The sequence below is a fragment of the Rhodococcus wratislaviensis genome (assembly GCF_900455735.1).
Taxonomy (GTDB): domain Bacteria; phylum Actinomycetota; class Actinomycetes; order Mycobacteriales; family Mycobacteriaceae; genus Rhodococcus_F; species Rhodococcus_F wratislaviensis.
In genome coordinates this window covers 78,780-103,556 of sequence record NZ_UAUI01000006.1, presented here as the reverse complement: position 1 = coordinate 103,556, position 24,777 = coordinate 78,780, and the positions used below count along the sequence as shown (strand labels likewise).

General features: G+C 66.7%; 23 protein-coding genes and 2 tRNA genes. 16 read left to right on the top strand and 9 right to left on the bottom strand.

The window, feature by feature from the left end:
* Positions 1-158: 158 nt before the first annotated feature.
* The 5 genes from DTA22_RS10600 to DTA22_RS10580 all read left to right on the top strand — a co-directional run bounded on the left by DTA22_RS10600 (position 159) and on the right by DTA22_RS10580 (position 6,555).
* Complete coding sequence (locus DTA22_RS10600; RefSeq protein WP_037245447.1) at positions 159-2,102, top strand: acetolactate synthase large subunit; 1,944 nt, start codon at positions 159-161, stop codon at positions 2,100-2,102.
* On the top strand, positions 2,099-2,602 hold the full coding sequence (ilvN, locus tag DTA22_RS10595) for an acetolactate synthase small subunit (RefSeq protein WP_015890233.1): 504 nt from the start codon (positions 2,099-2,101) through the stop codon (positions 2,600-2,602). Before DTA22_RS10600 ends, ilvN begins: the two co-directional genes overlap by 4 nt.
* Positions 2,603-2,651: 49 nt before the next feature.
* On the top strand, positions 2,652-3,653 hold the full coding sequence (ilvC, locus tag DTA22_RS10590; RefSeq protein WP_061700158.1) for a ketol-acid reductoisomerase: 1,002 nt from the start codon (positions 2,652-2,654) through the stop codon (positions 3,651-3,653).
* A 224-nt stretch (positions 3,654-3,877) separates the two neighbouring features.
* Positions 3,878-5,473, top strand: coding sequence for a phosphoglycerate dehydrogenase (serA, locus tag DTA22_RS10585; RefSeq protein WP_005240386.1), 1,596 nt, complete (start codon positions 3,878-3,880; stop codon positions 5,471-5,473).
* A gap of 71 nt (positions 5,474-5,544) precedes the next feature.
* Entirely contained in the window at positions 5,545-6,555 is a 1,011-nt protein-coding gene (locus tag DTA22_RS10580) for a 3-isopropylmalate dehydrogenase (protein ID WP_005240388.1), read from the top strand.
* Here DTA22_RS10580 and DTA22_RS10575 read toward each other — a convergent pair.
* The gene (locus DTA22_RS10575) at positions 6,552-7,796 is read right to left on the bottom strand and encodes an MFS transporter (protein WP_112299395.1); all 1,245 of its coding nucleotides are present in this window, start codon (positions 7,794-7,796) and stop codon (positions 6,552-6,554) included. The two genes, DTA22_RS10580 and DTA22_RS10575, sit on opposite strands and share 4 nt — an antisense overlap.
* A gap of 115 nt (positions 7,797-7,911) precedes the next feature.
* Between DTA22_RS10575 and DTA22_RS10570 the strand changes: the two genes are divergently transcribed.
* From DTA22_RS10570 to DTA22_RS10555, 4 genes are all read left to right on the top strand, one after another.
* Positions 7,912-8,685, top strand: a complete 774-nt coding sequence (locus DTA22_RS10570; protein ID WP_037245454.1) for a fumarylacetoacetate hydrolase family protein — start codon at positions 7,912-7,914, stop codon at positions 8,683-8,685.
* A 73-nt stretch (positions 8,686-8,758) separates the two neighbouring features.
* A complete protein-coding gene (gene gltX, locus DTA22_RS10565; RefSeq protein ID WP_037245456.1) occupies positions 8,759-10,234 on the top strand; it encodes a glutamate--tRNA ligase in 1,476 nt (491 codons plus the stop codon).
* Positions 10,235-10,376: 142 nt separating this feature from the next.
* Positions 10,377-10,448 (top strand) — tRNA-Gln (locus DTA22_RS10560).
* 76 nt (positions 10,449-10,524) lie between these two features.
* Positions 10,525-10,597: transfer RNA gene (locus DTA22_RS10555), tRNA-Glu, on the top strand.
* A 60-nt stretch (positions 10,598-10,657) separates the two neighbouring features.
* On the opposite strand, the gene DTA22_RS36040 is transcribed toward DTA22_RS10555, so the two are convergent.
* The 3 genes from DTA22_RS36040 to DTA22_RS10545 all read right to left on the bottom strand — a co-directional run bounded on the left by DTA22_RS36040 (position 10,658) and on the right by DTA22_RS10545 (position 12,170).
* A complete protein-coding gene (locus tag DTA22_RS36040) occupies positions 10,658-10,825 on the bottom strand; it encodes a DUF5302 domain-containing protein (protein ID WP_005240394.1) in 168 nt (55 codons plus the stop codon).
* 85 nt (positions 10,826-10,910) lie between these two features.
* Positions 10,911-11,429 carry a pyridoxamine 5'-phosphate oxidase family protein gene (locus DTA22_RS10550; protein WP_112299394.1) on the bottom strand — a complete coding sequence of 173 codons (519 nt, stop codon included), beginning with the start codon at positions 11,427-11,429 and terminating at the stop codon, positions 10,911-10,913.
* 39 nt (positions 11,430-11,468) lie between these two features.
* Entirely contained in the window at positions 11,469-12,170 is a 702-nt protein-coding gene (locus DTA22_RS10545; RefSeq protein WP_037245461.1) for an IclR family transcriptional regulator, read from the bottom strand.
* 138 nt (positions 12,171-12,308) lie between these two features.
* Between DTA22_RS10545 and leuC the strand changes: the two genes are divergently transcribed.
* From leuC to DTA22_RS10530, 3 genes are all read left to right on the top strand, one after another.
* Positions 12,309-13,730, top strand: coding sequence for a 3-isopropylmalate dehydratase large subunit (leuC, locus tag DTA22_RS10540; RefSeq protein ID WP_112299437.1), 1,422 nt, complete (start codon positions 12,309-12,311; stop codon positions 13,728-13,730).
* Positions 13,731-13,757: 27 nt separating this feature from the next.
* On the top strand, positions 13,758-14,366 hold the full coding sequence (gene leuD, locus DTA22_RS10535; RefSeq protein WP_037245463.1) for a 3-isopropylmalate dehydratase small subunit: 609 nt from the start codon (positions 13,758-13,760) through the stop codon (positions 14,364-14,366).
* Between the two features lie 158 nt (positions 14,367-14,524).
* Positions 14,525-15,220: an HU family DNA-binding protein gene (locus DTA22_RS10530; RefSeq protein WP_112299393.1), complete on the top strand. Its 696-nt coding sequence runs from the start codon at positions 14,525-14,527 to the stop codon at positions 15,218-15,220.
* 100 nt (positions 15,221-15,320) lie between these two features.
* Here DTA22_RS10530 and DTA22_RS10525 read toward each other — a convergent pair whose 3' ends face one another.
* From DTA22_RS10525 to cofC, 3 genes are all read right to left on the bottom strand, one after another.
* Positions 15,321-16,256 carry an NUDIX hydrolase gene (locus tag DTA22_RS10525; protein WP_112299392.1) on the bottom strand — a complete coding sequence of 312 codons (936 nt, stop codon included), beginning with the start codon at positions 16,254-16,256 and terminating at the stop codon, positions 15,321-15,323.
* Positions 16,257-16,290: 34 nt separating this feature from the next.
* Positions 16,291-18,495 (bottom strand): RNA degradosome polyphosphate kinase, encoded by a 2,205-nt coding sequence (locus DTA22_RS10520; protein ID WP_037245470.1) that lies wholly within the window; start codon positions 18,493-18,495, stop codon positions 16,291-16,293.
* A 68-nt stretch (positions 18,496-18,563) separates the two neighbouring features.
* The gene (cofC, locus tag DTA22_RS10515; protein ID WP_322789946.1) at positions 18,564-19,265 is read right to left on the bottom strand and encodes a 2-phospho-L-lactate guanylyltransferase; all 702 of its coding nucleotides are present in this window, start codon (positions 19,263-19,265) and stop codon (positions 18,564-18,566) included.
* A 170-nt stretch (positions 19,266-19,435) separates the two neighbouring features.
* Here cofC and DTA22_RS10510 point away from each other — a divergent pair, with 170 nt between their 5' ends.
* The 3 genes from DTA22_RS10510 (at position 19,436) to DTA22_RS10500 (ending at position 22,762) form a co-directional block, all read left to right on the top strand.
* Positions 19,436-20,434, top strand: coding sequence for an NAD(P)H-dependent glycerol-3-phosphate dehydrogenase (locus tag DTA22_RS10510; RefSeq protein WP_037245476.1), 999 nt, complete (start codon positions 19,436-19,438; stop codon positions 20,432-20,434).
* A 4-nt stretch (positions 20,435-20,438) separates the two neighbouring features.
* The gene (locus DTA22_RS10505) at positions 20,439-21,563 is read left to right on the top strand and encodes a cystathionine gamma-lyase (RefSeq protein WP_112299390.1); all 1,125 of its coding nucleotides are present in this window, start codon (positions 20,439-20,441) and stop codon (positions 21,561-21,563) included.
* A gap of 92 nt (positions 21,564-21,655) precedes the next feature.
* Positions 21,656-22,762, top strand: a complete 1,107-nt coding sequence (locus DTA22_RS10500; RefSeq protein WP_037245482.1) for a D-alanine--D-alanine ligase family protein — start codon at positions 21,656-21,658, stop codon at positions 22,760-22,762.
* Between the two features lie 19 nt (positions 22,763-22,781).
* Here the strand turns inward: DTA22_RS10500 and DTA22_RS10495 are convergent, their stop codons facing one another.
* Positions 22,782-23,378, bottom strand: a complete 597-nt coding sequence (locus tag DTA22_RS10495) for a DUF3515 domain-containing protein (RefSeq protein ID WP_112299389.1) — start codon at positions 23,376-23,378, stop codon at positions 22,782-22,784.
* Between the two features lie 2 nt (positions 23,379-23,380).
* The gene (locus DTA22_RS10490; protein ID WP_005240420.1) at positions 23,381-23,614 is read right to left on the bottom strand and encodes an Lrp/AsnC ligand binding domain-containing protein; all 234 of its coding nucleotides are present in this window, start codon (positions 23,612-23,614) and stop codon (positions 23,381-23,383) included.
* A 247-nt stretch (positions 23,615-23,861) separates the two neighbouring features.
* On the opposite strand from DTA22_RS10490, the gene DTA22_RS10485 reads away from it, so the two are divergent.
* Positions 23,862-24,773 carry a thiamine-phosphate kinase gene (locus DTA22_RS10485; RefSeq protein WP_245973303.1) on the top strand — a complete coding sequence of 304 codons (912 nt, stop codon included), beginning with the start codon at positions 23,862-23,864 and terminating at the stop codon, positions 24,771-24,773.
* The last annotated feature ends 4 nt before the right edge of the window (positions 24,774-24,777 follow it).

Sequence of the window (24,777 nt, the reverse complement as noted above, 5' to 3'; positions counted from 1 at the left end):
GTCGAGCGCGTGAAACAGAATGAGTTGCTCGTAATCGGCCGGCGCGTCGTCGCCTGAGTCGATTCCTTCAACTCGCCAGATAACGACGCGCCACCCTCGTACAGCATCAGCTGACGGGGGTTTTTTGTTGCCCGGAGCCAGAATCAGAGGATTTCCCAGTGAGCGCACCAACCGCACGGCCTCAACCCACGCCGCGCAAGTCGGGGGCAGCAAGCCCGACGACCGCGGCCGCCGCGACTCAGACCGGTAGCCGCCGCCAACTCGCCCCCGAGCGGGTCAGCGGCGCCCAGTCCGTGGTCCGAGCCCTCGAGGAGCTCGAGGTCGACACGGTATTCGGCATTCCGGGTGGTGCCGTTCTGCCTGTCTACGACCCGCTCTTCGACTCGAAGAAGGTCCGGCACGTGCTCGTCCGTCACGAGCAGGGTGCAGGCCACGCTGCCACCGGGTATGCCCAGGCGACCGGCAAGGTCGGCGTCTGTATGGCGACGTCCGGGCCCGGTGCGACCAACCTCGTGACACCGCTCGCCGACGCGCAGATGGACTCCGTTCCGGTCGTGGCCATCACCGGACAGGTCGGCCGCGGGCTCATCGGTACGGATGCGTTCCAGGAAGCCGACATCTCCGGCATCACGATGCCGATCACCAAGCACAACTTCCTCATCACCGACGGCGTCGACATCCCCCGGATCATCGCGGAGGCCTTCTATCTCGCCTCCAGCGGTCGTCCCGGCGCAGTGCTCGTCGACATCCCGAAGGACGTTCTCCAAGCGCAGACCACGTTCTCGTGGCCGCCGGAGATGCGGCTGCCCGGATACCGTCCCGTCACCAAGCCGCACGGCAAGCAGGTCCGCGAGGCGGCCCGCCTGATCGCCGACGCGAAGCACCCGGTGCTGTACGTCGGTGGTGGCGTCATCAAGTCGGAATCGTCTCCGGAGCTGCTCGAACTGGCCGAGCTCACCGGCATTCCGGTGGTCACCACCCTCATGGCGCGCGGCGCGTTCCCGGACAGCCACACGCTGAACTGCGGCATGCCCGGTATGCACGGCACGGTCGCCGCGGTGGCGGCACTGCAGCGCAGCGACCTGCTGATCACGCTCGGTGCGCGCTTCGACGACCGCGTCACCGGTCAGCTCGATTCGTTCGCCCCCGACGCCAAGGTCATCCACGCCGACATCGACCCGGCGGAGATCGGCAAGAACCGGTACGCGGACGTCCCGATCGTCGGCGACTGCAAAGAGGTCATCGTCGAACTGATCGAGGCGATCAAGGCCGACCTGGCCACCGGAACCACGCTGGACCTCACCGAGTGGTGGGCGTACCTCGACGGAATCCGTCGCACGTACCCGCTCAGCTACGACCGTCCGTCCGACGGCGCGCTGTCCCCGGAGTACGTGATCCAGTCGGTCGGCAAGCTCGCCGGTCCCGACGCGATCTACTGCGCCGGCGTCGGACAGCACCAGATGTGGGCCGCACAGTTCGTCAACTACGAGAAGCCGCGCACCTGGCTGAACTCCGGCGGTCTCGGCACGATGGGCTACGCCGTGCCCGCCGCGATGGGCGCCAAGATGGGCATGCCCGACACCGAGGTGTGGGCCATCGACGGTGACGGCTGCTTCCAGATGACCAATCAGGAACTCGCCACCTGCGCGCTCGAGGGCATCCCGATCAAGGTTGCGCTCATCAACAACGGCAACCTCGGCATGGTGCGCCAGTGGCAGACGCTGTTCTACGACCAGCGCTACTCCAACACCAACCTCGGCACGCACGGCGCGATCCGCATCCCCGACTTCGTCAAGCTGGCGGAGGCGTTGGGCTGCCACGGCATTCGCGTCGAGCGCGAAGAGGACGTCGAGGCGGCGATCCGTGAGGCGCAGTCCATCAACGACAAGCCCGTGGTGATCGACTTCATCGTCGGCGCCGACGCCCAGGTGTGGCCGATGGTCGCGGCGGGCACGAGCAACGACGAGATCATGGCGGCGCGGGGCATCCGTCCGCTGTTCGACGACGACGAGGCGGCCGCAGAGCCGGCCGTCATTCACGAGGCCATGGAGCGCGAGCAGCGTTCGGGCACGGCCGCAGCGGCCAGGGAGGAAGATCAGTGAGCACCAGCCACACCCTCAGTGTTCTCGTCGAGGACAAGCCGGGCGTGCTGGCCAGGGTGGCCGCGCTGTTCTCCCGTCGTGGGTTCAACATCGAGTCGCTCGCCGTCGGTGGCACCGAGCTCCCCGAGATCTCCCGCATGACCATCGTCGTGACCGTCGACGAGTTCCCGCTCGAGCAGGTGACCAAGCAGCTCAACAAGCTCGTCAACGTCATCAAGATCGTCGAGCAGGACGGTGAGGCCTCCGTGGCCCGCGAGCTGGTGCTCATCAAGGTGCGAGCCGACGCCAGCGTGCGCACGCAGGTGATCGAGACGGTGAATCTGTTCCGCGCCAAGGTGATCGACGTCTCCCCGGAGTCGGTCACGATCGAGGCGACTGGAACGCGATCCAAGCTGGATGCGCTGCTGCGGATGCTCGATCCGTACGGTATCCGGGAGATCGTGCAGTCCGGGGTCGTGGCCGTGGGACGGGGGCCTAAGTCCATCACGGCCACTCGCTAGTACTTTAGATACGCAAATCCAAGAAAGAGGTTGAACTGTGGCAGTCGAGATGTTCTACGACGACGATGCCGATCTGTCGATCATCCAGGGCCGTAAGGTCGCTGTGATCGGTTACGGAAGCCAGGGCCACGCGCACTCGCTGAGCCTGCGCGACTCGGGCGTCGATGTGCGTATCGGCCTCAAGGAAGGCTCGAAGTCCCGCGCGAAGGCCGAAGAGCAGGGCCTGACCGTCGGTACCCCCGCCGAGGTCTCCGAGTGGGCCGACGTGATCATGGTGCTCGCACCCGACACCGCGCAGGCGTCGATCTTCACCAATGACATCGAGCCCAACCTGAAGGACGGCGACGCGCTGTTCTTCGGACACGGCCTCAACATCCACTTCGACCTGATCAAGGCTCCGGAGTTCGTCACCGTCGGCATGGTCGCCCCCAAGGGCCCCGGCCACCTGGTGCGTCGTCAGTTCGTCGACGGCAAGGGTGTTCCCGCGCTCATCGCGATCGACCAGGACCCGAAGGGTGAGGGCCAGGCCCTCGCGCTGTCCTACGCCAAGGGCATCGGCGGCACCCGCGCCGGCGTCATCAAGACCACGTTCAAGGAAGAGACCGAGACGGACCTCTTCGGCGAGCAGGCCGTGCTCTGCGGCGGCACCGAGGAACTGGTCAAGACCGGTTTCGAGGTCATGGTCGAGGCCGGCTACGCGCCCGAGATGGCGTACTTCGAGGTGCTGCACGAGCTCAAGCTCATCGTCGACCTCATGTACGAGGGTGGCATCGCCCGCATGAACTACTCGGTGTCCGACACCGCGGAGTTCGGTGGCTACCTCTCCGGCCCGCGCGTCATCGACGCCGGCACCAAGGAGCGCATGAAGGCGATCCTGGCCGACATCCAGTCGGGTGAGTTCACCCGCCGCCTCGTCGCCAACGTCGAGAACGGCAACACCGAACTCGAGGGCCTGCGCAAGGCCAACGCCGAGCACCCCATCGAGGTCACCGGCAAGAAGCTGCGCGACCTGATGAGCTGGGTCGATCGCCCGATCACCGAAACGGCCTAGGTTTCACTGCTTTACAGTTCCACCGAATCACCGGCCCGATGTCGCATCGGTCTCGTCAGAGGCCCCCGATGCGACATTGGGCCGGTGTTGTTTCGTGTCCGATTCCGTTGTTGCAGGCGTCCACTATGTGGTATCGGAGACCAGGATGCGGTTTCCCTGTGAGGGCGGACTAAGCTGTGTGTGGTTAAAACACCCCCACACCCACCTATTCAGGGAGTTTGCACGTGAGCCAGCCAGGCCGTCCTGTAGTTCTGATCGCCGACAAGCTCGCGCCGTCCACCGTCGAGGCATTGGGCGACGGTGTGGAGGTGCGATGGGTCGACGGACCTGATCGCCCGGCCCTGCTCGCGGCGGTGCCCGAGGCCGACGCGATCCTCGTCCGTTCCGCCACCACCGTGGACGCCGAAGTCCTGGCGGCCGGTACCAAGCTCAAGATCGTCGCCCGTGCGGGCGTCGGCCTCGACAACGTCGACGTGCCCGCGGCCACCGAGCGCGGTGTCATGGTCGTCAACGCCCCGACGTCCAACATCCACACGGCCGCCGAGCACGCCGTCGCGCTGATGCTCGCCACCGCCCGCCAGATCCCCGCGGCCGACGCCACCCTGCGCGACCGCGAATGGAAGCGCAGCAAGTTCAACGGTGTCGAGATCTTCGGCAAGACCGTCGGCGTCGTCGGCCTCGGCCGGATCGGCCAGCTGTTCGCGCAGCGTCTCGCCGCGTTCGAGACGCACGTCATCGCGTACGACCCCTACGTGTCGGCCGCCCGCGCCGCGCAGCTCGGCATCGAACTGGTCACCCTCGACGAACTGCTCGAGCGCGCCGACCTCATCTCCGTGCACCTCCCCAAGACCCCCGAGACCAAGGGACTGCTCGGCACGGAGAACCTGGCGAAGACCAAGAAGGGCGTCGTCATCGTCAACGCTGCCCGTGGTGGTCTGATCGACGAGGCCGCGCTGGCCGAGGCCATCAAGTCGGGTCACGTGCGCGCCGCGGGCCTGGACGTGTTCGAGACCGAGCCCTGCACCGACAGCCCGTTGTTCGACCTGCCCGAGGTCGTCGTGACGCCGCACCTCGGTGCCTCCACGAGCGAGGCTCAGGACCGCGCCGGCACCGACGTCGCGAAGTCCGTACTGCTTGCTCTCGCAGGCGATTTCGTTCCGGACGCCGTCAACGTGTCGGGTGGAGCCGTGGGCGAGGAAGTTGCCCCGTGGCTCGAGATCGTCCGCAAGCAGGGTGTGCTCATCGGCGCTCTGTCGGGTGAACTGCCCGTCAACCTGTCCGTCGACGTGCGCGGCGAGCTCGCCTCCGAGGACGTCGAGGTGCTCGCGCTCTCGGCTCTTCGCGGTGTGTTCTCCGCCGTCATCGAGGACGCGGTCACGTTCGTCAACGCTCCCGCACTGGCGGAAGAGCGCGGTGTCACAGCCGAGGTCACCAAGGCCGCGGAAAGCCCCAACCACCGCAGCGTCGTGGACCTGCGCGCCGTGTTCGGCGACGGCAGTGTCATCAACGTCTCGGGCACGCTGACCGGCCCGCAGCAGGTCGAGAAGATCGTCAACATCAACGGCCGCAACTTCGAACTGCGCGCCGAGGGTCTCAACCTGGTGGTCAACTACACCGATCAGCCCGGCGCGCTGGGCAAGATCGGCACGCAGCTCGGCAACGCCGGCATCGACATCCAGGCTGCCCAGCTCAGCCAGGATGCCGAGGGCGAGGGTGCGACCATCCTCCTCCGCGTCGACCGGGAGGTGCCGAGCGAGGTGCGGGACGCGATCTCCACCGCTGTCGGCGCCACCAAGATTGAGCTCGTCAACCTGGCCTAATCCCCACTGTGCGCGTGTCGCGACCCCTGTCGTCGTGGCACGCGCACAGCTCTATCTGAAGTGAGGCGTTCATGAAGCTTGCGGTCATTCCGGGTGACGGCATCGGTGTCGAGGTCACGGCCGAGGCGCTGAAGGTGCTGCGGAAGCTCGTACCCGATCTCGAGACCACCGAGTACGACCTCGGTGCCCGTCGATACAACGCCACCGGGGAGCTGCTCCCGGACGCCGATCTCGCGGCGATCCGCGAGCACGACGCGATCCTGCTGGGCGCCATCGGCGACCCGTCGGTCACGCCCGGCGTGCTCGAGCGGGGTCTGCTGCTGAACATGCGATTCGCGTTGGATCATCACGTGAATCTGCGGCCGTCGCAGCTCTATCCGGGGTCGAAGTCGCCGCTGGCGGCGCAGCCGGACATCGACTTCGTGGTCGTGCGCGAGGGGACGGAGGGTCCGTACACCGGCAACGGTGGCGCGATCCGCGTCGGCACCCCGCACGAGATCGCGACCGAGGTGTCGATCAACACGTGGTTCGGTGCCGAGCGGGTGGTGCGGTACGCGTTCGCGCTCGCGCAGACCCGGCGTAAGCACGTCACGCTGATTCACAAGACGAACGTCCTCTCCAACGCCGGTGCGATCTGGACGCGTGCCGTGGAGACGGTGTCGGCCGAATACCCGGACGTGGAGACGGCCTACTGCCACATCGACGCGGCCACCATCTACATGGTCACCGACCCGTCGCGCTTCGACGTGATCGTCACCGACAACCTGTTCGGCGACATCATCACCGACCTCGCGGGTGCGGTCACGGGAGGCATCGGCCTGGCGGCGTCGGGGAACATCGACGCGTCGGGGACCAACCCGTCGATGTTCGAGCCCGTGCACGGCAGCGCCCCGGACATCGCCGGCCAGGGGATCGCGGATCCCACGGCGGCCATCCTGTCCGCGGCGCTGCTGCTGCGTCACCTCGGCCGGGACGGCGATGCCGCGCGCATCGAAGCTGCCGTCGAGGCCGATCTGGCGTCCCGTGGTGACTCGAAGGTCGTCACGTCGGAGGTCGGCGACCGGATCGCCGCCGCCCTCTAGGACCGCGATTCGACCTTGTCTCCCTCGATCCCCGTGGCCCGGTCTTCGGACCGGGCCACGGGGATCAGTGGTATCGAGGCGGCCGGAAATCCCGCAGCTATGGCGAAAGTCACCGGGAAGCCGACGATTCCGATCAGAGCGCCGAACACCGGGGGAACGATCGAGGCCGCGACGAACTGACCGGTGTTCTGGACGCCGAGCGCGCGCCCGCCCCAGAACGGCCCCGCGATCTCGGCGACGGCGGTGAAGGCGAGGCCGTTCGGTGCCACGGTCGCGACGGACGCCGCCAGCAGCGCCGCGATCGCCAGCGGCGAGTCCATCGCATCCGTCACGGCGAGCGCCGCCATCGACACTCCGCCTGCGACGGCGACCCAGCGAAGTGGGCGCATGCGACTGCCCACCACGTCGGACCAGAAGCCGACTCCCATCCTGCCGAACGCGCCGAGGATCTGGGCGACTGTCACGATCAGGCCTGCCGCCGTTGCTTCCCAATGCCTTTCGGAGATCAGCCACACGAGCGCGTACGTCCACACCGTGTACTGGGGCACGACGAGCAGCACCGAGACGGCGTGGATGCGCCACAGTGTGCCGCTGTCGCGATACGGATTCGCGAGCATGCCGAGGTCCTCCGCAGCGCTGCGACTCGGTCTGGGCGGATCGACCACCCAGAGTGCGCAGGCCAGCGCGGCAGTCGCGCACAGGGTGGCAGGCAGCGCGAGCGCCCATCCGATGCCGTGGTCGTGTGCGACCGAGGGGAGCGTCAGCGCAGCGCAGGCAATGCCCAGCGGCAGCGACATCTGCCGGATGCCCATCGCCAGTCCGCGGCGCTCGGGCGGGAACCATCCGACGACGACGCGCCCGCTCGCGGCATTCGCCGAGGCCGCCGCCATGCCGCCCAGAAGCAGGAAGGCTGCGGTGGCCGTGAGTGATCCGGACAGGGCCGCGCCGATTCCCGCGGCCGCCGTGGACGCCATTCCGGCGGCCAGCACCCGGCGTTCGCCGTAGCGGTCGGCGAGTGCGCCCCACGCGATCAGCGTCAGCATGACTCCGAGGGTGGGTGCGGCGACGAGGAGTCCGGTGCGGGCGAGGCTGAGCCCGTGATTCTCCTGGAGTTCGGGGATCAGGAAGGCGACGCCGTTGACGAAGACCGCCTGTGCGGCCTGCGCGAACATCCCGAGGGCGAGCATCCACCATCTGCGGGCAGTTCCGACGGTGGACGGCGTGTCGATCGATGCTGTCATGTCATCTCAATATCTAGGATTGAAGTCTCATATATTGGGGAACATGCGGAGTCTATACCTCGCGTCCCCCGGCGTCCCGGTACGGCGGTGAACCCGGGCCGATAGACTCGGCGCCATGCGTCTTGGTCGAGTGGCAAGTCCCGATGGTGTTGCGTTCGTCAGTATCGAGGGGGACGGGGAGTCCCGGATCGCGAAGGAGATCGCCGAGCATCCGTTCGGCAGTCCCACTTTCACCGGCCGGAGCTGGCCGCTCGCCGATGTGCGACTGCTGGCCCCGATCCTCGCGAGCAAGGTCGTGGCGATCGGAAAGAACTACGCTGCCCACGCCGCCGAGATGGGCGGCGAGGCACCGGCCGATCCTGTGATCTTCCTCAAGCCCAACACCTCGATCGTGGGCCCCGACGCCGCGATCGTCCTGCCGAAGTCCTCCAACGAAGTTCATTACGAAGGAGAACTCGCGGTCGTCATCGGACGCCCCTGCAAGGACGTGCCCGCAGCCAAGGCCCTCGACGTGGTGCTCGGTTACACGGCCGCCAACGACGTGTCGGCCCGTGATCAGCAGCGCCAGGACGGGCAGTGGACGAGAGCGAAGGGTCACGACACGTTCTGCCCACTGGGCCCGTGGATCGAGACCCAGCTCGACGCGTCCGACGTCGACATCACCACCGAGGTGGACGGAGTGGTGAAGCAGCGGAGCAACACTTCGCTTCTGCTGCACGACATTCCGAAGATCATCGAATGGGTGTCGGCCGTCATGACGCTGCTCCCGGGCGACGTCATCCTCACGGGCACCCCCGAAGGCGTCGGCCCGATCGTCGACGGTCAGAGCGTGAGCGTGACCATCGGTGGCATCGGCACCCTCACCAACCCGGTGACTGCCAAGCGCTGACGGCTCTCGTGTCGAAATCGGGAGCGGACTAGCCTGTAGGAGTCCGTTTTCCCAGCGTCGACCCAAGTGAGCCATGACCACAAGCGAAGTTCGCGTCCGTTTCTGCCCGTCGCCCACCGGAACCCCGCACGTGGGGCTCGTCCGAACCGCCCTGTTCAACTGGGCGTTCGCCCGACACAACGGTGGGTCGTTCGTGTTCCGCATCGAGGACACCGATGCTGCCCGTGACAGTGAGGAGTCGTACCAGGCGATCCTGGACGCGCTGCGCTGGCTCGGACTGAACTGGGACGAGGGCCCGGAGGTCGGGGGACCGTACGAGCCCTACCGCCAGTCCCAGCGGCGGGACCTGCATCTGGACGTCGTCGCGAAACTGCTCGCGGCGGGCGAGGCGTACGAGTCGTTCTCGACGCCCGAAGAGGTCGAGGAGCGGCACAAGGCAGCCGGCCGCGATCCCAAGCTCGGCTACGACAACTTCGACCGTGATCTGACACCGGAGCAGCGGCAGGCGTTCCTCGACGAGGGACGCAAACCCGTGGTCCGGCTCCGGATGCCGGACCACGACCTGACGTGGGACGACCTCGTGCGTGGCGAGACGACGTTCAAGGCCGGAACCGTTCCCGACTTCGCCCTCACTCGCGGCAACGGGATTCCGCTGTACACGTTGGTCAACCCCGTCGACGACGCGTTGATGAAGATCACACACGTCCTGCGCGGCGAGGACCTGCTGTCGTCGACGCCGCGGCAGCTCGCCCTCTACGAGGCGATGCAGCGGATCGGCGTGGCCGATTTCACTCCGAAGTTCGGGCATCTGCCGTTCGTCATGGGGCAGGGCAACAAGAAGCTGTCCAAGCGCGACCCCGAGTCGAACCTCTTCATTCATCGCGACCGCGGTTTCGTCCCCGAGGGATTGTTGAATTACCTGGCGCTGCTGGGCTGGGGTATTTCCGACGACCACGACGTGTTCTCGCTGGACGAGATGGTCGCCGCCTTCGATATCTCCAAGGTCAATTCCAATCCGGCCCGGTTCGACCAGAAAAAGGCCGACGCGATCAACGCCGAGCACATCCGGTTGCTGGAGCCCGCCGACTTCGCCGCGCGCCTGCGCGCGTTCCTGACGCTTCACGGCCATCTCGGGGAGAACGTGGACGAGTCCGTCTTCGCGACCGCTGCAGAACTGGTCCAGACGCGCATCGTCGTCCTGTCCGATGCCTGGGATCTGCTGAAATTCCTGTTCGTCGACGAGGCCGGCTTCGCGATCGATCCGGCCGCCGCTGCCAAGAACCTGGGCGCCGACTCCGCACCGGTTCTCGACGCCGCCCTCGCGTCGCTGGACGCACTCGAGGGATGGGATGCGGCCTCCCTGGAAGAGGCCCTCAAGACCGCTCTCGTGGACGAACTGGGCCTCAAGCCACGTAAGGCGTTCGCTCCGGTGCGGGTGGCCGTCACGGGCTCGCACATCAGCCCGCCGCTCTACGAATCGATGGAACTGCTCGGACGCGACGTTTCGCTGTCCCGGCTGCGCTCTGCGCGGGCCGGCATCGACGGCTAGGACGCCGCCCTCGGGCCGAAAAGGGTGCAAAAACAGCCTCTGACCATACGATTTGGTAAATCCCGGCAGTAGGCTGGTAATCTCTTCTTCGGCCCGAGGCGGGCCGCAGAGCCCACAAGCTCAGCGGTTCGAGAACGGCCATTGGGGTATGGTGTAATTGGCAACACAGCGGTTTCTGGTACCGCCATTCTAGGTTCGAGTCCTGGTACCCCAGCGGAAGTTCGGCCGATTTTGACTCCGAACTTCTGGAAGCTATGCTTGCTGAGCTTCCAAAGCAAGGCAAAGTTCCTGGCCCCGTCGTCTAGCGGCCTAGGACGCCGCCCTCTCAAGGCGGTAGCGCGGGTTCGAATCCCGTCGGGGCTACAAAGAGAAACACCCTCCAAGTAATTGGAGGGTGTTTCTTTATATCCGGATATGTGTCGTTTATCCGGTCTTGCGGCGGAATTCGCGTTTGTGGTCGGCAGGCCCGTGGGCCTCGTGCGCCTTGGAATGTCCGTCCTTGTGATCGGTGGACAGCCCGGCCTGATGATTCTTCCGCTCGAGTGCTTCGCGGAATTTCTTTTTCGTGTCCTCGTTACTGGCGTCAGTCATGGTGAACTCCCTCGGGTAGTCGGTTCACTCTGTGAAGCTACGCCGAGGGCACCGAGAATGCTCCCGTTTTTCCGCCCGCCCGGGATCAGGCGCGGCGGTCGGCCGTCTCCAGGTACGCGGCCGTGGTGCCTCCCACCGGCATCGCGGGCAGGCCGAGCTTGGCGTGATTCCAGCTCCTGATGCGCTCGGGAACGATCCGCACGACCACCCGCTTGTGCAGCAGCTGATCGATGGCGGGACGCAGATCGTCGGTGTAGGGGCCGGTGTACCGCTCCCACACGCTGACCCCGACCGCGAACATCGCGTCCGGGTCCTCCACGATCTCCGCCCGGCCCTCGACGGAAATACCGCGCAGGGTGTCGTACGTCTGGCCGTCCTCGATCAGGACGGTGACCCGGTCGTTACGGCGCAGGTTGACCGCCTTCTGCGATTTGGATTTCGTCTCGAACCAGATCTCGCCGTCGATCACGGCGTACCACATGGCGACCAGATGAGCTCTGCCGTCCGCTGCCACCGTTGCGAGCGTGGCAATCCGGCTCCGATCCACGAATTCGGCGATCTCCGAATCCGTCATCGTGATCTGCGATCGCTGGTTCTTCCCCATCGGCTTCTCCTGTTCGCGGTGAACGTCGGTCGTGAATGGTCAGAGTCTCTTGTGCAACGCCTCCGCGGCGGCGAGAAGGTCGGCCGCCCACCGGGCACCGGGGCGCCTGCCCATTCTGTCGATGGGTCCGGACACCGAAATCGCTGCGATGACAGCGCCGCCGGAATCCCGCACGGGAGCGGCGACGCTGGCGACACCGGGTTCCCGCTCGGCGGCGCTCTGTGCCCAGCCGCGTCGGCGGACCTCGAGCAGCACACGTTCGCCGAACGCCGCGTCGGGCAGAACTGCGCGCTGGGTCTGCGGGTCGGCCCAGGCGAGAAGGACCTTGGCGCCCGAGCCGGCGCTCATCGGCAGTCGTGCCCCGACGAGAACGGTGTCGCGCAGGCCCGTGGGCGGCTCCATCGCCGCCACACAGATGCGCTGCGTGCCTTCCCGGCGGTACAGCTGCACGCTCTCGCCGGTGATCTCGCGCAGCCGCGGGAGGACGAGCGCGGCCGCCGAGACGAGCGGATCGTTAGCCGTTGCAGCGAGTTCGGCGAGGCCGGGACCGGGGCACCACAGCCCCTCGGAGTCGCGGGTCAGGAGGCGGTGGACCTCGAGCCCGACGGCCAGCCGGTGGGCGGTGGCGCGGGGGAGTCCGGTGCGCGAGCACAGTTCAGTGAGGCTGCAGGGCTTCTCGGCCACGGCATGCAGCACGCCCACCGCTTTGTCAAGGACTCCGATGCCGCTATGCTGTCTCATAGGTCGATACCACTTTCTCGCATACTGGGATCATAGCGCACCTTCGTCTCACGTCGAGTGCGTGTCCGGGAAGAGGGTAACGACATCAAGCGCACGGCGGACCGGCCCGACGCCCGCGGTGCGAGAGGACACACAGAGGTGGAGAAGATGGCGGAGAAAGCACGCACCCTGGCAGAGAAGGTGTGGGACGACCACGTCGTGGTCCGGGGTGAGGGAGACAACCCCGACCTCATCTACATCGATCTGCATCTCGTTCACGAAGTGACGAGTCCGCAGGCATTCGACGGACTTCGGCTGGCGGGGCGCCCGCTGCGCCGTCCCGACCTGACGATCGCCACCGAGGACCACAACGTCCCCACCGTCGACATCGACAAGCCGATCGCCGACCCCGTCTCCAAGACTCAGGTGGACACGCTACGGCGCAACTGTGAGGAATTCGGTGTCCGGCTGCACCCGATGGGAAACATCGACCAGGGCATCGTCCACGTCGTCGGCCCCCAGCTGGGTCTCACTCAGCCCGGCATGACCGTGGTGTGCGGCGACAGTCACACGTCCACCCACGGCGCCTTCGGCGCGCTCGCGATGGGTATCGGCACCAGTGAGGTCGAACACGTCATGGCGACGCAGACGTTGTCGTTGCGTCCCTTCCGGACGATGGCGATCACCGTCGACGGCGAATTACCCGAAGGCGTGACGAGTAAAGATCTCATTTTGGCCGTCATCGCGAAGATCGGAACGGGCGGAGGCCAGGGTTACGTCCTGGAGTACCGCGGCGAGGCGATCCGCAAGATGTCGATGGAAGCGCGGATGACCATCTGCAACATGTCCATCGAGGCGGGTGCACGGGCAGGCATGATCGCCCCCGACGAGATCACCTACGAATTCATCAAGGGCCGTCCCCACGCGCCGAAGGGCCCCGACTGGGACGCCGCGGTGGAGGCCTGGGAGCAGTTGAAGACCGACGAGGGTGCGGTTTTCGACAACGAGGTCCACATCGACGCGAGCGCCCTGACGCCGTTCGTGACCTGGGGCACCAACCCGGGGCAGGGCCTGCCGCTCGGTGACGCCGTGCCGAATCCGGCCGAGATCGTGGACGAGAGCGAGCGTCACGCCGCGGAGAAGGCGTTGACCTACATGGGTCTCGAAGCCGGAACTCCGTTGCGTGAGGTGGCGATCGACACAGTTTTCGTGGGTTCGTGCACCAACGGCCGTATCGAGGATCTGCGGGCCGTGGCCGACGTGCTGCGCGGCCGCCACGTCGCAGACGGAGTCCGGATGCTGATCGTGCCGGGCTCGATGCGCGTTCGCGCGCAGGCCGAAAAGGAGGGTCTCGGCGAGATCTTCACCGCCGCGGGCGCCGAATGGCGGCAGGCGGGGTGCTCGATGTGCCTCGGAATGAACCCGGATCAGCTCGCGCCCGGCGAGCGTTCGGCCTCCACGTCCAACCGCAATTTCGAAGGCCGTCAAGGCAAGGGCGGCCGGACTCACCTGGTTTCGCCGCTGGTCGCCGCCGCGACCGCGGTCCGGGGAACACTGTCCGCGCCGACAGATCTGGCCTAGGACCCAAGGAATTTAGGAGATTTTTCGATGGAATCCTTTAGCACACACAAAGGTATCGGCGTTCCGCTGCGGCGATCCAACGTGGACACGGACCAGATCATTCCGGCGGTCTACCTGAAACGAGTGACCCGCACCGGTTTCGAGGACGGTCTGTTCGCCGCGTGGCGGAACGATCCGGACTTCGTTCTGAACGTCGCCCCGTACGACAAGGGCAGCGTTCTGGTGGCCGGGCCCGACTTCGGCACGGGCTCCTCCCGGGAGCACGCCGTGTGGGCGCTATCCGACTTCGGATTTCGGGTCGTGATCGCATCTCGCTTCGCGGACATCTTCCGGGGCAACGCCGGCAAGGCCGGTCTGCTGGCCGCTCAGGTGGCCCAGTCGGACGTCGAACTGCTCTGGAAGTTGCTCGACGAGCAACCCGGTCTCGAATTGATTGTCGACCTCGAGAACAAGACTGTGACGGCCGGAACCACCGTGGTGCCCTTTGCGATTGATGACTACACGCGGTGGCGTCTGATCGAGGGTCTGGACGACATCGGATTGACATTACGGCAGGTAGAAGCCATTTCCGAGTTCGAAAAGTCAAGGCCTTCTTGGAAACCTGCCACTCTTCCGGAGCCCACTCCGGCCGACTGAAAGTTGGAATCGGAGCCCTGTCTCCCAGATAATAAGTTCCTGAGAATGGTGCCGCGTTGTATGAGAATTGGCGTGGCACATAGACTCCTGCGGTATTCAGGTTTACCGTAGTTCGTAGTCGGTCCGATGATGGACCATTAGTTCGCGGAGGAATTTCAATGAATAAGGCAGAGCTCATCGATGTTCTGACCGAGAAACTGGGCACGGACAGGCGCACGGCAACGGAAGCTGTCGAGCATGTCGTGGACACGATCGTCCGGGCAGTGCACCGCGGCGACAGCGTGACCATCACCGGTTTCGGTGTCTTCGAGCAGCGTCGTCGCGCGGCACGTGTCGCACGGAACCCGCGCACGGGCGAGACCGTCAAGGTCAAGCCGACGTCGGTGCCGGCGTTCCGTCCGGGCGCTCAGTTCAAGGCGGTTATCGCTGGCGGCCAGAAGCTTCCGGCCACCGGTCCGGCAGTCAAGCGCGGCGCAGCGGCGCCCGCCACCAAGGCTGCCGCCAAGAAGGCCGCTGCAAAGAAGACGGCTGCAAAGAAGACCGCAGCCAAGAAGGCAGCTCCGGCCAAGACCACGGCCGCGAAGAAGACTGCAGCCAAGAAGGCTCCGGCCAAGACCACGGCCGCGAAGAAGACCGTGGCGAAGAAGGTGGCTCCGGCCAAGACCACGGCCGCGAAGAAGACCGTGGCCAAGAAGGCTCCGGCCAAGACCACGGCCGCGAAGAAGACCGTGGCGAAGAAGGTGGCCCCGGCCAAGACCACGGCCGCGAAGAAGACTGCAGCCAAGAAGGCTCCGGCCAAGACTGCAGCCAAGAAGACCGCAGCAAAGAAGGCTCCCGCGAAGCGCGCCAAGTAATACAGCGCACACAGGACTGCCCGAACACAGACAGGCGCCGACCCTGGGGGTTGGCGCCTGTCTGTGTTTTCCTGGCCTCCCGGTGAACTCCGGCCGGTGCTCAGTCCTTCCGAGTGGGAGGCAGTGGACTGTCGATGTGGTCGGCGGCGATGAGTTTGCCACCGGACAGCGAGAGCACCCAGGTGCTCGCCTTTCTGTTCCGAGCCGGGGGAAGTGCGATGCCGTCGATCTCCGCCCACCAGTCGAGCAGATCGGGAATGACACCACCCTGACTGCAGATCACCTGAACTCCGCCGAGAGAGGCGATCTTGCGGACCAGCGTGCGGGTGGCCACCGGGTCGGCGGTGTAACTCTCCTCGGACAGCAGCGGATCCAACCGGACGGTCGTGTCCAACGTGCGTGCCAGCGGCTCGACCGTCTGAGTGCACCGCGTCCGGTCGGCCGACGTGATGTCGGTGGCCCCGAATGCCTCGAGCTGCGTGACGAGCGCTTCGGCCTGGAGTAGGCCGTTCGTATCCAAGGGCCGGGTGGTGTCGTCGCCCTTGTACCGTTTCCGGCTTCCAGCCTTGGCATGCCGGACCAGGAGCACGGTTGCGGTGTCGGGTGGCTGAGCCGTGAATCGACGGAGCATCTTGCGATCCATGGGATACGACAGCTGGTCGGCCACCTCGGATACGGGAAGCCACCGCATCTCGTCCACTTCGCTGTTGGGAACGAATTCACCGGCGCGGGCTTCCGCCGCCCAGTATTCGACTCGTTTCAATCGGCGGTGGCCCGGAATCGGATATGTCAACGCACCGAGATGCCGGCCGAGGCGCCCGCGGATACCCGTCTCTTCTTCCACCTCACGCAGTGCGGCCACGACGGCGGTCTCGCCGGGGTCGAGCTTTCCCTTGGGGAATGACCAGTCCTCGTATTTGGGCCGGTGAATGAGCGCGATCTCGATCTCGTCGGGATTGTCGGGAGATTTTCGCCACAGCACTGCCCCCGCAGCGAAGATATTGGCTTTGACCGGTTTGCCGGGTGAACTGCTCACCGAATTCCTTCCTTCTGCCGCGGACTCGCCGCGATCAGGATCCGGTGCCCATTCGTTTGCGCATCATGGCTTCCTGGTGGTCGCGAACCTCCTCGCCGTGGGCGGGTGACGGAACCCACCGGCCGTCGGACCCGAGCACCCAGCACCGCGTGCGGGGATCGAGCGCGGAATCGGCTATCTCGGCTATCTGGGCGGTGAGTCGAGGATCTTTCACCTGCGCCATGACTTCGACGCGTCGGTCGAGGTTGCGGTGCATCATGTCTGCGCTGCCGATCCAGAATTCGTCGGCGCCGCGAAAATGGAAGACTCGGGAATGTTCGAGGAAGCGTCCGAGAATCGACCGGACGTGGATGTTCTCACTCAGGCCGGGAACTCCGGGTTTGAGGGCGCAGATGCCGCGCACCACGATCTCGACGGGCACACCGGCCCGGGATGCACGGTAGAGCGAGTCGATCACCTGTTCGTCGACCAAGGCGTTGGCCTTCAGCAGGATTCCGGCGTCCTCGCCCCGCAGTTTGTGCGCGATCTCACCGTCGATCCGCTCGATGATTCCCCGGCGCACACCGTACGGCGCGACGAGGAGGTTGCGGTACTGCGTCTTCCGCGAGTAGCCGGTGAGGGAATTGAACAGGTCGGTGAGGTCTGCGCCGATCTCCGGGGCGGCGGTGAGCAGACCGATGTCTTCGTACAGCCGGGCGGTCTTCGGGTTGTAGTTGCCGGTACCGATGTGGCAGTAACGCCGGATGGTGGACCCTTCGCGACGGACGACGAGGCACGTCTTGCAGTGGGTCTTGAGCCCGACCAGTCCGTACACCACGTGCACACCCGCGTGTTCGAGCTTGCGGGCCCACTTGATGTTCGCCTGCTCGTCGAATCGCGCCTTGATCTCGACCAGTGCCACAACCTGTTTGCCCGCCTCGGCGGCGGTGATCAACGCGTCGACGATGGGGGAGTCGCCCGAAGTGCGGTAAAGGGTCTGCTTGATCGCCAGAACCTGGGGGTCGGCCGCAGCCTGTTCGATGAAGCGCTGGACGCTCGTGGAGAACGAGTCGTACGGGTGGTGGACCAGGACGTCGCCGTCGCGGAGGGTCGAGAAGACGCTCTTGGGTGTTTCCCTCTCGCCGAATGCCGGATGCGTTGCCGGGACGAACGGTGCGTCCTTGAGGGCGGGCCGGTCGACCGCGTACACCTGCCAGAGGCACGACAGGTCCAGCAATCCGGGCACCTGGATGACGTCGCCGGGATCGACGTCGAGTTCGCGCAGGAGGAGTTCGAGCATGTGCTCGGTCATGTCGTCCGCGACCTCGAGCCGCACCGGGGAACCGAACCGGCGGCGCGCCAACTCACGCTCGAGCGCCTGCAGAAGATCTTCGTCGCGGTCTTCCTCGACCTCGAAATCGGCGTTACGCGTGATGCGGAATGCATGGTGCTCCACGATCTCCATGCCCGGGAACAGCATGTCGAGGTGAGCGGAGATCAGATCTTCGAGGGGCAGGAACGCGTCGATGGAGGAGGGTGTCTCGTCGCGGCGGACGCGGACGAACCGGCCCACGTTGTCCGGAACCTTGACCCTCGCAAAGTGTTCGCCACCCGTGACCGCATCCTTCACCGTCACCGCGAGGTTGAGACTCAGGCCGCTGATGTACGGGAAGGGGTGGGCGTGGTCGACGGCCAGCGGAGTGAGCACCGGGAAGATCTGGTCCTGGAAATGCACCGACAGGCGCTCGCGGTCGTCGTCGGTGAGATCGTCCCATCCGATGATGGAGATCCCTTCGGCGGCAAGCGCAGGACGAACGGAGTCGAGGAACACCCGCGCGGCCTTCTCCGAGATCTCCTGGGTCCGGGTCGCGATCAGGGAGAGCTGTTCGCGGGGGGAGAGGCCGTCGGCGGACCGCACGGACAGGCCGGTCTCGTCGCGGCGCTTGAGTCCGGCGACGCGGACCATGAAGAACTCGTCCAGATTGGACGCGAAGATGGCGAGGAACTTGGCGCGCTCGAGCAACGGCAGCGACGTGTCCTCGGCGAGGGCGAGAACCCGGGCATTGAAATCGAGCCAACTGAGTTCGCGGTTCAGGTAACGATCTTCGGGGAGCCCGTCGGTCAGCGCGCTCGTGAGGGCACTCGTCGCAGCGGGTGGCGCCATCGGAACGTTCGTGGGATTGGCCGTGACGATGCTGTCGCGGGTTCCGTTCTTTCCGTCGACGTCGGTCTGCTGGTCGAGCGCTTCTCGGTTACTCACCCCACGATCATCCCTCGAGAATTCGGCCGCGGACAATCGATGGGGCAAATTCACACGGCCTGCGCGGCCTACTCGTTTCCGCAGCGCGAGGGGGCGGTGTGTTCGAGAGCGTCGAGTGCGGCACGCGTCGCAGGTCCGACGCCGAGAGCCTGCGCGGCATCGAGATCGTCGGCGGTGTCGACGTCGGTTCGCAGACCCGGCCAGTGCCCGTCGAGGGGACGTGCCCCGGATTCGAGGTGCCGCTTCGCCGATCCTGGTCCGAAGCGGGGATCGAGCGGAATGTCCGGGTCGCAGGAGAACAGGGCGGCGGTGCCGGTGCCGTGATGATCGACGACCACAGACCTGCCGCCGGTTCTCGCCGCGGCGAGTGCTTCACCGAATTCGCCTCCGCGCAGAGACGGAAGGTCGGCCTGCAGTGCGACGACGTCGACTCCGCGCTCGTTGAGGCGGACATGCTCGGCCGCCGCTGACAGCGCCGCATTGAGACTGTGCTCGGTGCCGCCCTCGTCCGGCCGCTCGTCGGTGGACACGGGCGCGGGGTCGGCGTAGACGTCCGCGCCGACACTGCGTGCGAGCCGCGCCACCGCGGGGTCCGGCGTGACCACGGTGACACCGACGACCGTCGCGACGTCGCTGACGACGGCCAGGGTGTCGCGCAGCATCGACAGCACCAGTCCGGTGCGGTCGGCCGTGTCGAAGACACCGGACAGCCGCGTCTTGGCCGCGTGGAGTTCCTTGACCGCGACGAGTACGTGCGCGCGCGGCGCCACGGATCGGGTCGCTGTGCTCATGCGGATATCTTGCCAGCCCGCGCGGGGTGGTGCTCCGGACGCCCGGTCGCGGCTGAGCAGCGAACGAGTTCGGTAGCGGGGCGGCGCTCGACCTCGGCATCGGCAATACTGTGGGCGACGCATCGGGTAACGAACGACGAGGGGGCTGTGTGAGCAAGGCTGCGGTACTGGGAGCGGGTTCATGGGGGACTGCATTTGCGAAGGTCCTGGCCGATGCCGGGACCGATGTCACCATGTGGGCGCGACGCGCTGAGGTCGCCGAATCGATCGTGTCGCGTCACGAGAACGCGGACTACCTGCCGGGCATCGCCCTGCCTCCGTCGTTGACCGCAACGGACGACGCGCGGGCCGCACTCGATGGCGCCGACATCGTCGTCCTGGCGGTGCCGTCGCAGTCTCTGCGCGACAATTTGCAGGTCTGGACTCCGATGATCCCCGAGAACGCCACCCTGCTGAGCCTCGCCAAGGGCATCGAGACCGGCACCCTCATGCGGATGAGTCAGGTGATCATCCAGGTCACCGGCGCAGACCCGGGCCGGGTCGCCGTCCTGTCCGGGCCCAATCTGGCCCGGGAGATCGCTATCGGTCAGCCGGCGGCGACGGTTGTCGCGTGCACGGATTCGACGCGGGCACTGGAACTGCAGAAGGCCTCGGCAACCGGATACTTCCGTCCGTACACGAATTCGGACGTCATCGGGTGTGAGATCGGCGGCGCCTGCAAGAACGTCATCGCCCTCGCCTGCGGTATGGCATCGGGAATCGGATTGGGAGAGAACACGATTGCGAGCATCATCACTCGCGGTCTGGCCGAGATCATCCGGCTGGGGGTGGCGCTCGGTGCGAAACCTGCCACCCTCGCGGGTCTCGCGGGAGTGGGCGATCTGGTCGCGACATGCACGTCGCCCCTGTCACGAAATCGGTCGTTCGGTGAACGCCTCGGCCAGGGTGGTTCGATCGAGAGTGCCCAGGCGGCAACTCATGGTCAGGTCGCCGAGGGTGTGAAATCGTGCTCGTCCGTGCGGGCTCTCGCCGCCAGTTACGACGTCGAGATGCCGCTGACCGATGCCGTGCACAGGGTGTGCCACGAGGGTCTCGTGGTGCAGGACGCGATCGGTCAGCTGCTCGGCCGCCGCACGAAGCCGGAGTGAGCTCGTGAGTGGTGATTCCACCCGCTGCGTCAAAGCCGTTGCCGCAGAAAATATTCCCGGCTCGCCGATGCAGAGGGGGCCGGTTTTCGCGGCGCCGTATCAGCTGAGCGCCGACGAGGGAACCGAGTCCGACACCTACGCACGCGCCTCCAATCCGGGCTGGCGTGACCTCGAATCGGCGCTGGCGACGCTCGAGGGCGCCGCGGGCGCGCTCGTCGTCGGCTCCGGGATGTCGGCGGTCACCGTCGTGCTGAGGAGTCTGCTCACCGCCGGTGACACCGTGGTCGTTCCGTCCGATGGCTACTACCAGGTGCGTGCGTACGCGCGGGAGCGTCTGGAGCCGATGGGTATCACCGTGCACGAACTGAGGACCGCCGACATGGCCGGCGAGGCGGCCGCCGCACTGCTGGCGTCCGCCGAGGGGACGACGGTGGTGGTGGCCGAGACTCCGGCCAACCCTTCCCTCGACGTGGTGGATCTGCGCGCCGTATCAGAGCAGTGCGCGAACGCGGGCGCCGTTCTGGTGGTGGACAACACGACTGCCACCCCACTCGGCCAGCAGCCGCTCGAACTCGGTGCTGACGTGGTAGTCGCCAGCGGCACAAAGACTTTGAGCGGTCACAGCGATCTCCTCATGGGATACATCGCCGCGTCGGACGCCGACTTCCTGGCCGGAATGGAACGCGAGAGGGCGCTGTCGGGCACGGTGCTGGGGCCGTTCGAGACGTGGCTCGCCCATCGGAGTCTCGGGACGGCCGGTCTGCGCTTCGAGCGTCAATGCGCCAACGCCCTGGCCCTCGCGGCGCTGCTCCAGTCGCACCCCGCGGCCCACCGCGTCCGGTACCCGGGTCTGCCCGGTGATCCTGCACACGCCGTCGCCGCCGGTCAGATGCGTCGATTCGGCGGGCTGGTGAGCTTCGAGGTGGATTCCGCCGAACAGTTCCACCGCCTCGTGGCCGGAAGCGAACTCCTCGTACCTGCGACGAGCTTCGGCGGCATCCACACCACCGCCGATCGCCGGGCCCGGTGGGGTGACCCCGTGCCCGACGGGTTCGTCCGGCTCTCGTGTGGAATCGAGGACACCGAAGACCTGGTCGCCGATCTCGAGCGGGCACTGTCCGCATTGTGAGTGCGGGACCCGACGTGTCGTGAGGTCGGCGAAGGAAATGTGAGGAGAGGTGGGTGCGATGAGCGTGTCGCGGCGACGGTACGGTTTGTGTCGTGAGTAAACCGCGTACCCGGGTAGCCGTCATCTTCGGCGGCCGCAGCAACGAGCATTCCGTGTCCTGTGTGTCGGCCGGAAGCGTCCTGAGGAACCTCGACCCGGAACGGTACGAGGTGGTGCCGATCGGCATCACCACCGAGGGTTCGTGGGTCCTCGGCTCCACCGACCCCGAGACGCTGTCCATCCGCGGCCGGGCACTCCCGAGCGTCGACGCCGACGGGTCCGCACTGGCCCTCACCGCCGACCCGACGCGGTCCGGAGACCTCGTCGCCCTCGACGACGGCGAAGCGGGCAAGATCCTGGCCTCGGTCGACGTCGTCTTCCCCGTCCTGCACGGCGCCTACGGCGAGGACGGCACGATCCAGGGCCTGCTCGAACTCGCGGGTGTTCCGTACGTCGGTCCCGGTGTTCTCGCCAGCGCTGCCGGCATGGACAAGGAATTCACGAAGAAACTGCTCGCCGCGGAAGGCTTGCCCATCGGGTTCCAGGTCGTCCTGCGTCCGGGCACCGCCTCGCTGACCGACGAACAGAAGTCCCGCCTCCACCTCCCGGTGTTCGTGAAGCCTGCCCGCGGCGGATCGTCGATCGGGATCACCCGGGTGGCCGAGTGGGCCGCGCTCGACGACGCCATCACCCACGCCCGTCTGCACGACCCCAAGGTGATCGTCGAATCGGGGATCGTCGGCCGTGAGGTCGAGTGCGGAGTCCTCGAGTTCCCGGACGGCGACGTGCGGGCCAGCGTCATCGCCGAGATCCGGATGCCGGAAGGCGCAGGCGACGACGAGGCGTTCTACGACTTCGACAGCAAATACCTCGACGACGTGTGCGAGTTCGACGTGCCCGCCAAACTCGACGAATCGGTCAGCGAAGAGATCCGCGAACTCGCGGTGCGAGCGTTCTCCGCGCTCGACTGCCAGGGACTCGCGCGGGTCGACTTCTTCGTGACCGAGGACGGCCCGGTGATCAACGAGATCAACACGATGCCGGGATTCACGTCGATCTCGATGTACCCGCGCATGTGGGGCGCGGTGGGTGTCGACTACGGCACCCTCGTCTCGACCCTGGTCGACACCGCCCTCGCGCGCGGCATCGGCCTGCGTTAGCGAAACGGCGGTCCGGCGCTCAGGGATTCGCGACGGGCGCCGGATCGAGGGGCTTCTGCGGCAACGCCTGCGACACCGCGCCGGACATGTCCTGAAGCGGCGTCGGTCCCACCCCGGTGGGGACCGTGAGTCCGATGTACACGCCGCGGTCGACGGCGAAATAGCTGCTCGCGTCGATTCCGGCGCTCGCGCCCGAGATCTCGAACCACTGAACTCCGTCGATCACCTGCAGCGGCGAAGCCTGATCGAACTCCGCGGGACGGTCCAGACCGCAACGCAGGACGAGTGGTTCGCCCTCGACCGGCTGCCACGCGGCGGTCGCCTCGGGTGCGGGTTCGGTGAGTTCGGCGCGCGTGTAGTCGCCGAGCGCGTCGGGGAGGCCCCCCATCAGGGTGGCGCACTCCGCGGAGCCGGATGCGGGCGCGGGCACAGGGCCCAGCGACACGGGTTCCTTCACCGGGTTCCGCCCGGCGAACACCGCGGCGACGACGATGCCGATGACCAGGGCCACGGGGAGCGCCACGGCCGTCGCGATGAGTGCGGGATTCCGCCGCTCCGCAGGAACCGGGTCGGAGTTGCCGGCGGGTGTGCTCTGTTCGGGTTCGAGGTCGGACATGCTCAGTTCTTGTTCGCAGACTTTTCGGGGACATCGCAGGTGAGGGTGCGGGTGATGCCGGAGACCTGACGGATCTCCTTGACGACGGGAGCGACGTCGTCAGCGGACACCCGCACGATGACGTCGTACGGTCCGACCACGTCCTCGGCGGTGCGGACTCCGGTGATCTTCGCGATCTCGGTCGCGATCGCCGCGGCCTTGCCGACTTCGGTCTGGATCAGGATGAACGCTTGCACTCTCGCTCCGGCCCTTCCCTGCTCCGCGCCGCATGGGTCTCGGTAGAGTCGCGGGTGCTTCGGCGCGCTGATCGGTCACGTGCCGAGAAGTCCCGGCAACAGCTAAAAGGTACCGCAGTCGTACATTCCGTCGACCGGACCCACCGCCGCTGCACGGGCCACCCGACACTGGAGGCACACCATCACACCGACGGATTCCCCGGACCCGACCCCGCCCCTCACCGTCGCCGACGTCGGCGAGTTCGCCGTGATCGGCCGAGCGGTGGAGGGCCGGGTGCAGCCCCCGTCCACGCTGATCGGTCCCGGAGACGACGCCGCCCTCGTCCGGGCCGCCGACGGCCGGGTGGCGGTGTCCGCCGACATGCTGGTGCAGGACAGGCACTTTCGGCTCGACTGGTCGACTCCGCGCGACGTGGGCCGCAAGGCGGTGGCCCAGAATGCGGCCGACGTCGCGGCGATGGGCGCGCGGCCGACGGCTTTCCTGGTCTCTCTGGGCTTGCCGCCGGACACGTCGATCGACGTGGCGGACGGCATCTCGGCCGCAATCGGGGAGGGCGCCGAGGAACTCGGGGCCGGTGTCGTGGGCGGTGATCTCGTGCAGGCCGCGCAGGTCGTGATTTCCGTCACCGTCCTCGGTGATCTGGGTGGCAGGAGCCCGATCCGGCGGTCCGGCGCGCGGTCGGGCGACGTCGTCGCGGTGGCCGGCGAACTCGGCCGATCGGCGGCCGGTCTCGCACTGCTGCTCGGCGGGTCCTCGGATTTCCCGGACCTCCTCGCCGCGCACCGTGTCCCCACGCCGCCGTATTCCGCCGCCTGGGCCGCCGCGGACGGGGGCGCCCACGCGATGACCGACATCTCCGACGGGCTCCTCGCCGACCTCGGTCACATCTGCGACGCCTCCGGCGTCGGAATGTCCCTCACCCGATCCGAAATGATCGTTTCACCCGAACTGGTGTCGGCGGCGACGGTTCTCGGCGCCGACTACTGGGAATGGGTGCTCACCGGGGGAGAGGACCACGGCTTCGCCGCCACCTTTCCCACCGACGTCCCGCTCCCGGCGGGCTGGACCGCGATCGGCGCGGTACACGACGGGTCCGGCATCTCGGTCGACGGCGAGACCTGGCCGGGGGCCGGCGGCTGGCAGAGTTTCTCGGTATAGGTTG

Coding starts and splice junctions, on each gene's coding strand:
- ilvC (WP_061700158.1), top strand. CDS start 2,652: ATGTTCTACGACGACGATGCCGATCTGTCGATCATCCAGGGCCGTAAG.
- DTA22_RS10580 (WP_005240388.1), top strand. CDS start 5,545: ATGAAGCTTGCGGTCATTCCGGGTGACGGCATCGGTGTCGAGGTCACG.
- DTA22_RS10575 (WP_112299395.1), bottom strand. CDS start 7,796: ATGACAGCATCGATCGACACGCCGTCCACCGTCGGAACTGCCCGCAGA.
- DTA22_RS10570 (WP_037245454.1), top strand. CDS start 7,912: ATGCGTCTTGGTCGAGTGGCAAGTCCCGATGGTGTTGCGTTCGTCAGT.
- gltX (WP_037245456.1), top strand. CDS start 8,759: ATGACCACAAGCGAAGTTCGCGTCCGTTTCTGCCCGTCGCCCACCGGA.
- DTA22_RS36040 (WP_005240394.1), bottom strand. CDS start 10,825: ATGACTGACGCCAGTAACGAGGACACGAAAAAGAAATTCCGCGAAGCA.
- DTA22_RS10550 (WP_112299394.1), bottom strand. CDS start 11,429: ATGGGGAAGAACCAGCGATCGCAGATCACGATGACGGATTCGGAGATC.
- DTA22_RS10545 (WP_037245461.1), bottom strand. CDS start 12,170: ATGAGACAGCATAGCGGCATCGGAGTCCTTGACAAAGCGGTGGGCGTG.
- leuD (WP_037245463.1), top strand. CDS start 13,758: ATGGAATCCTTTAGCACACACAAAGGTATCGGCGTTCCGCTGCGGCGA.
- DTA22_RS10530 (WP_112299393.1), top strand. CDS start 14,525: ATGAATAAGGCAGAGCTCATCGATGTTCTGACCGAGAAACTGGGCACG.
- DTA22_RS10495 (WP_112299389.1), bottom strand. CDS start 23,378: ATGTCCGACCTCGAACCCGAACAGAGCACACCCGCCGGCAACTCCGAC.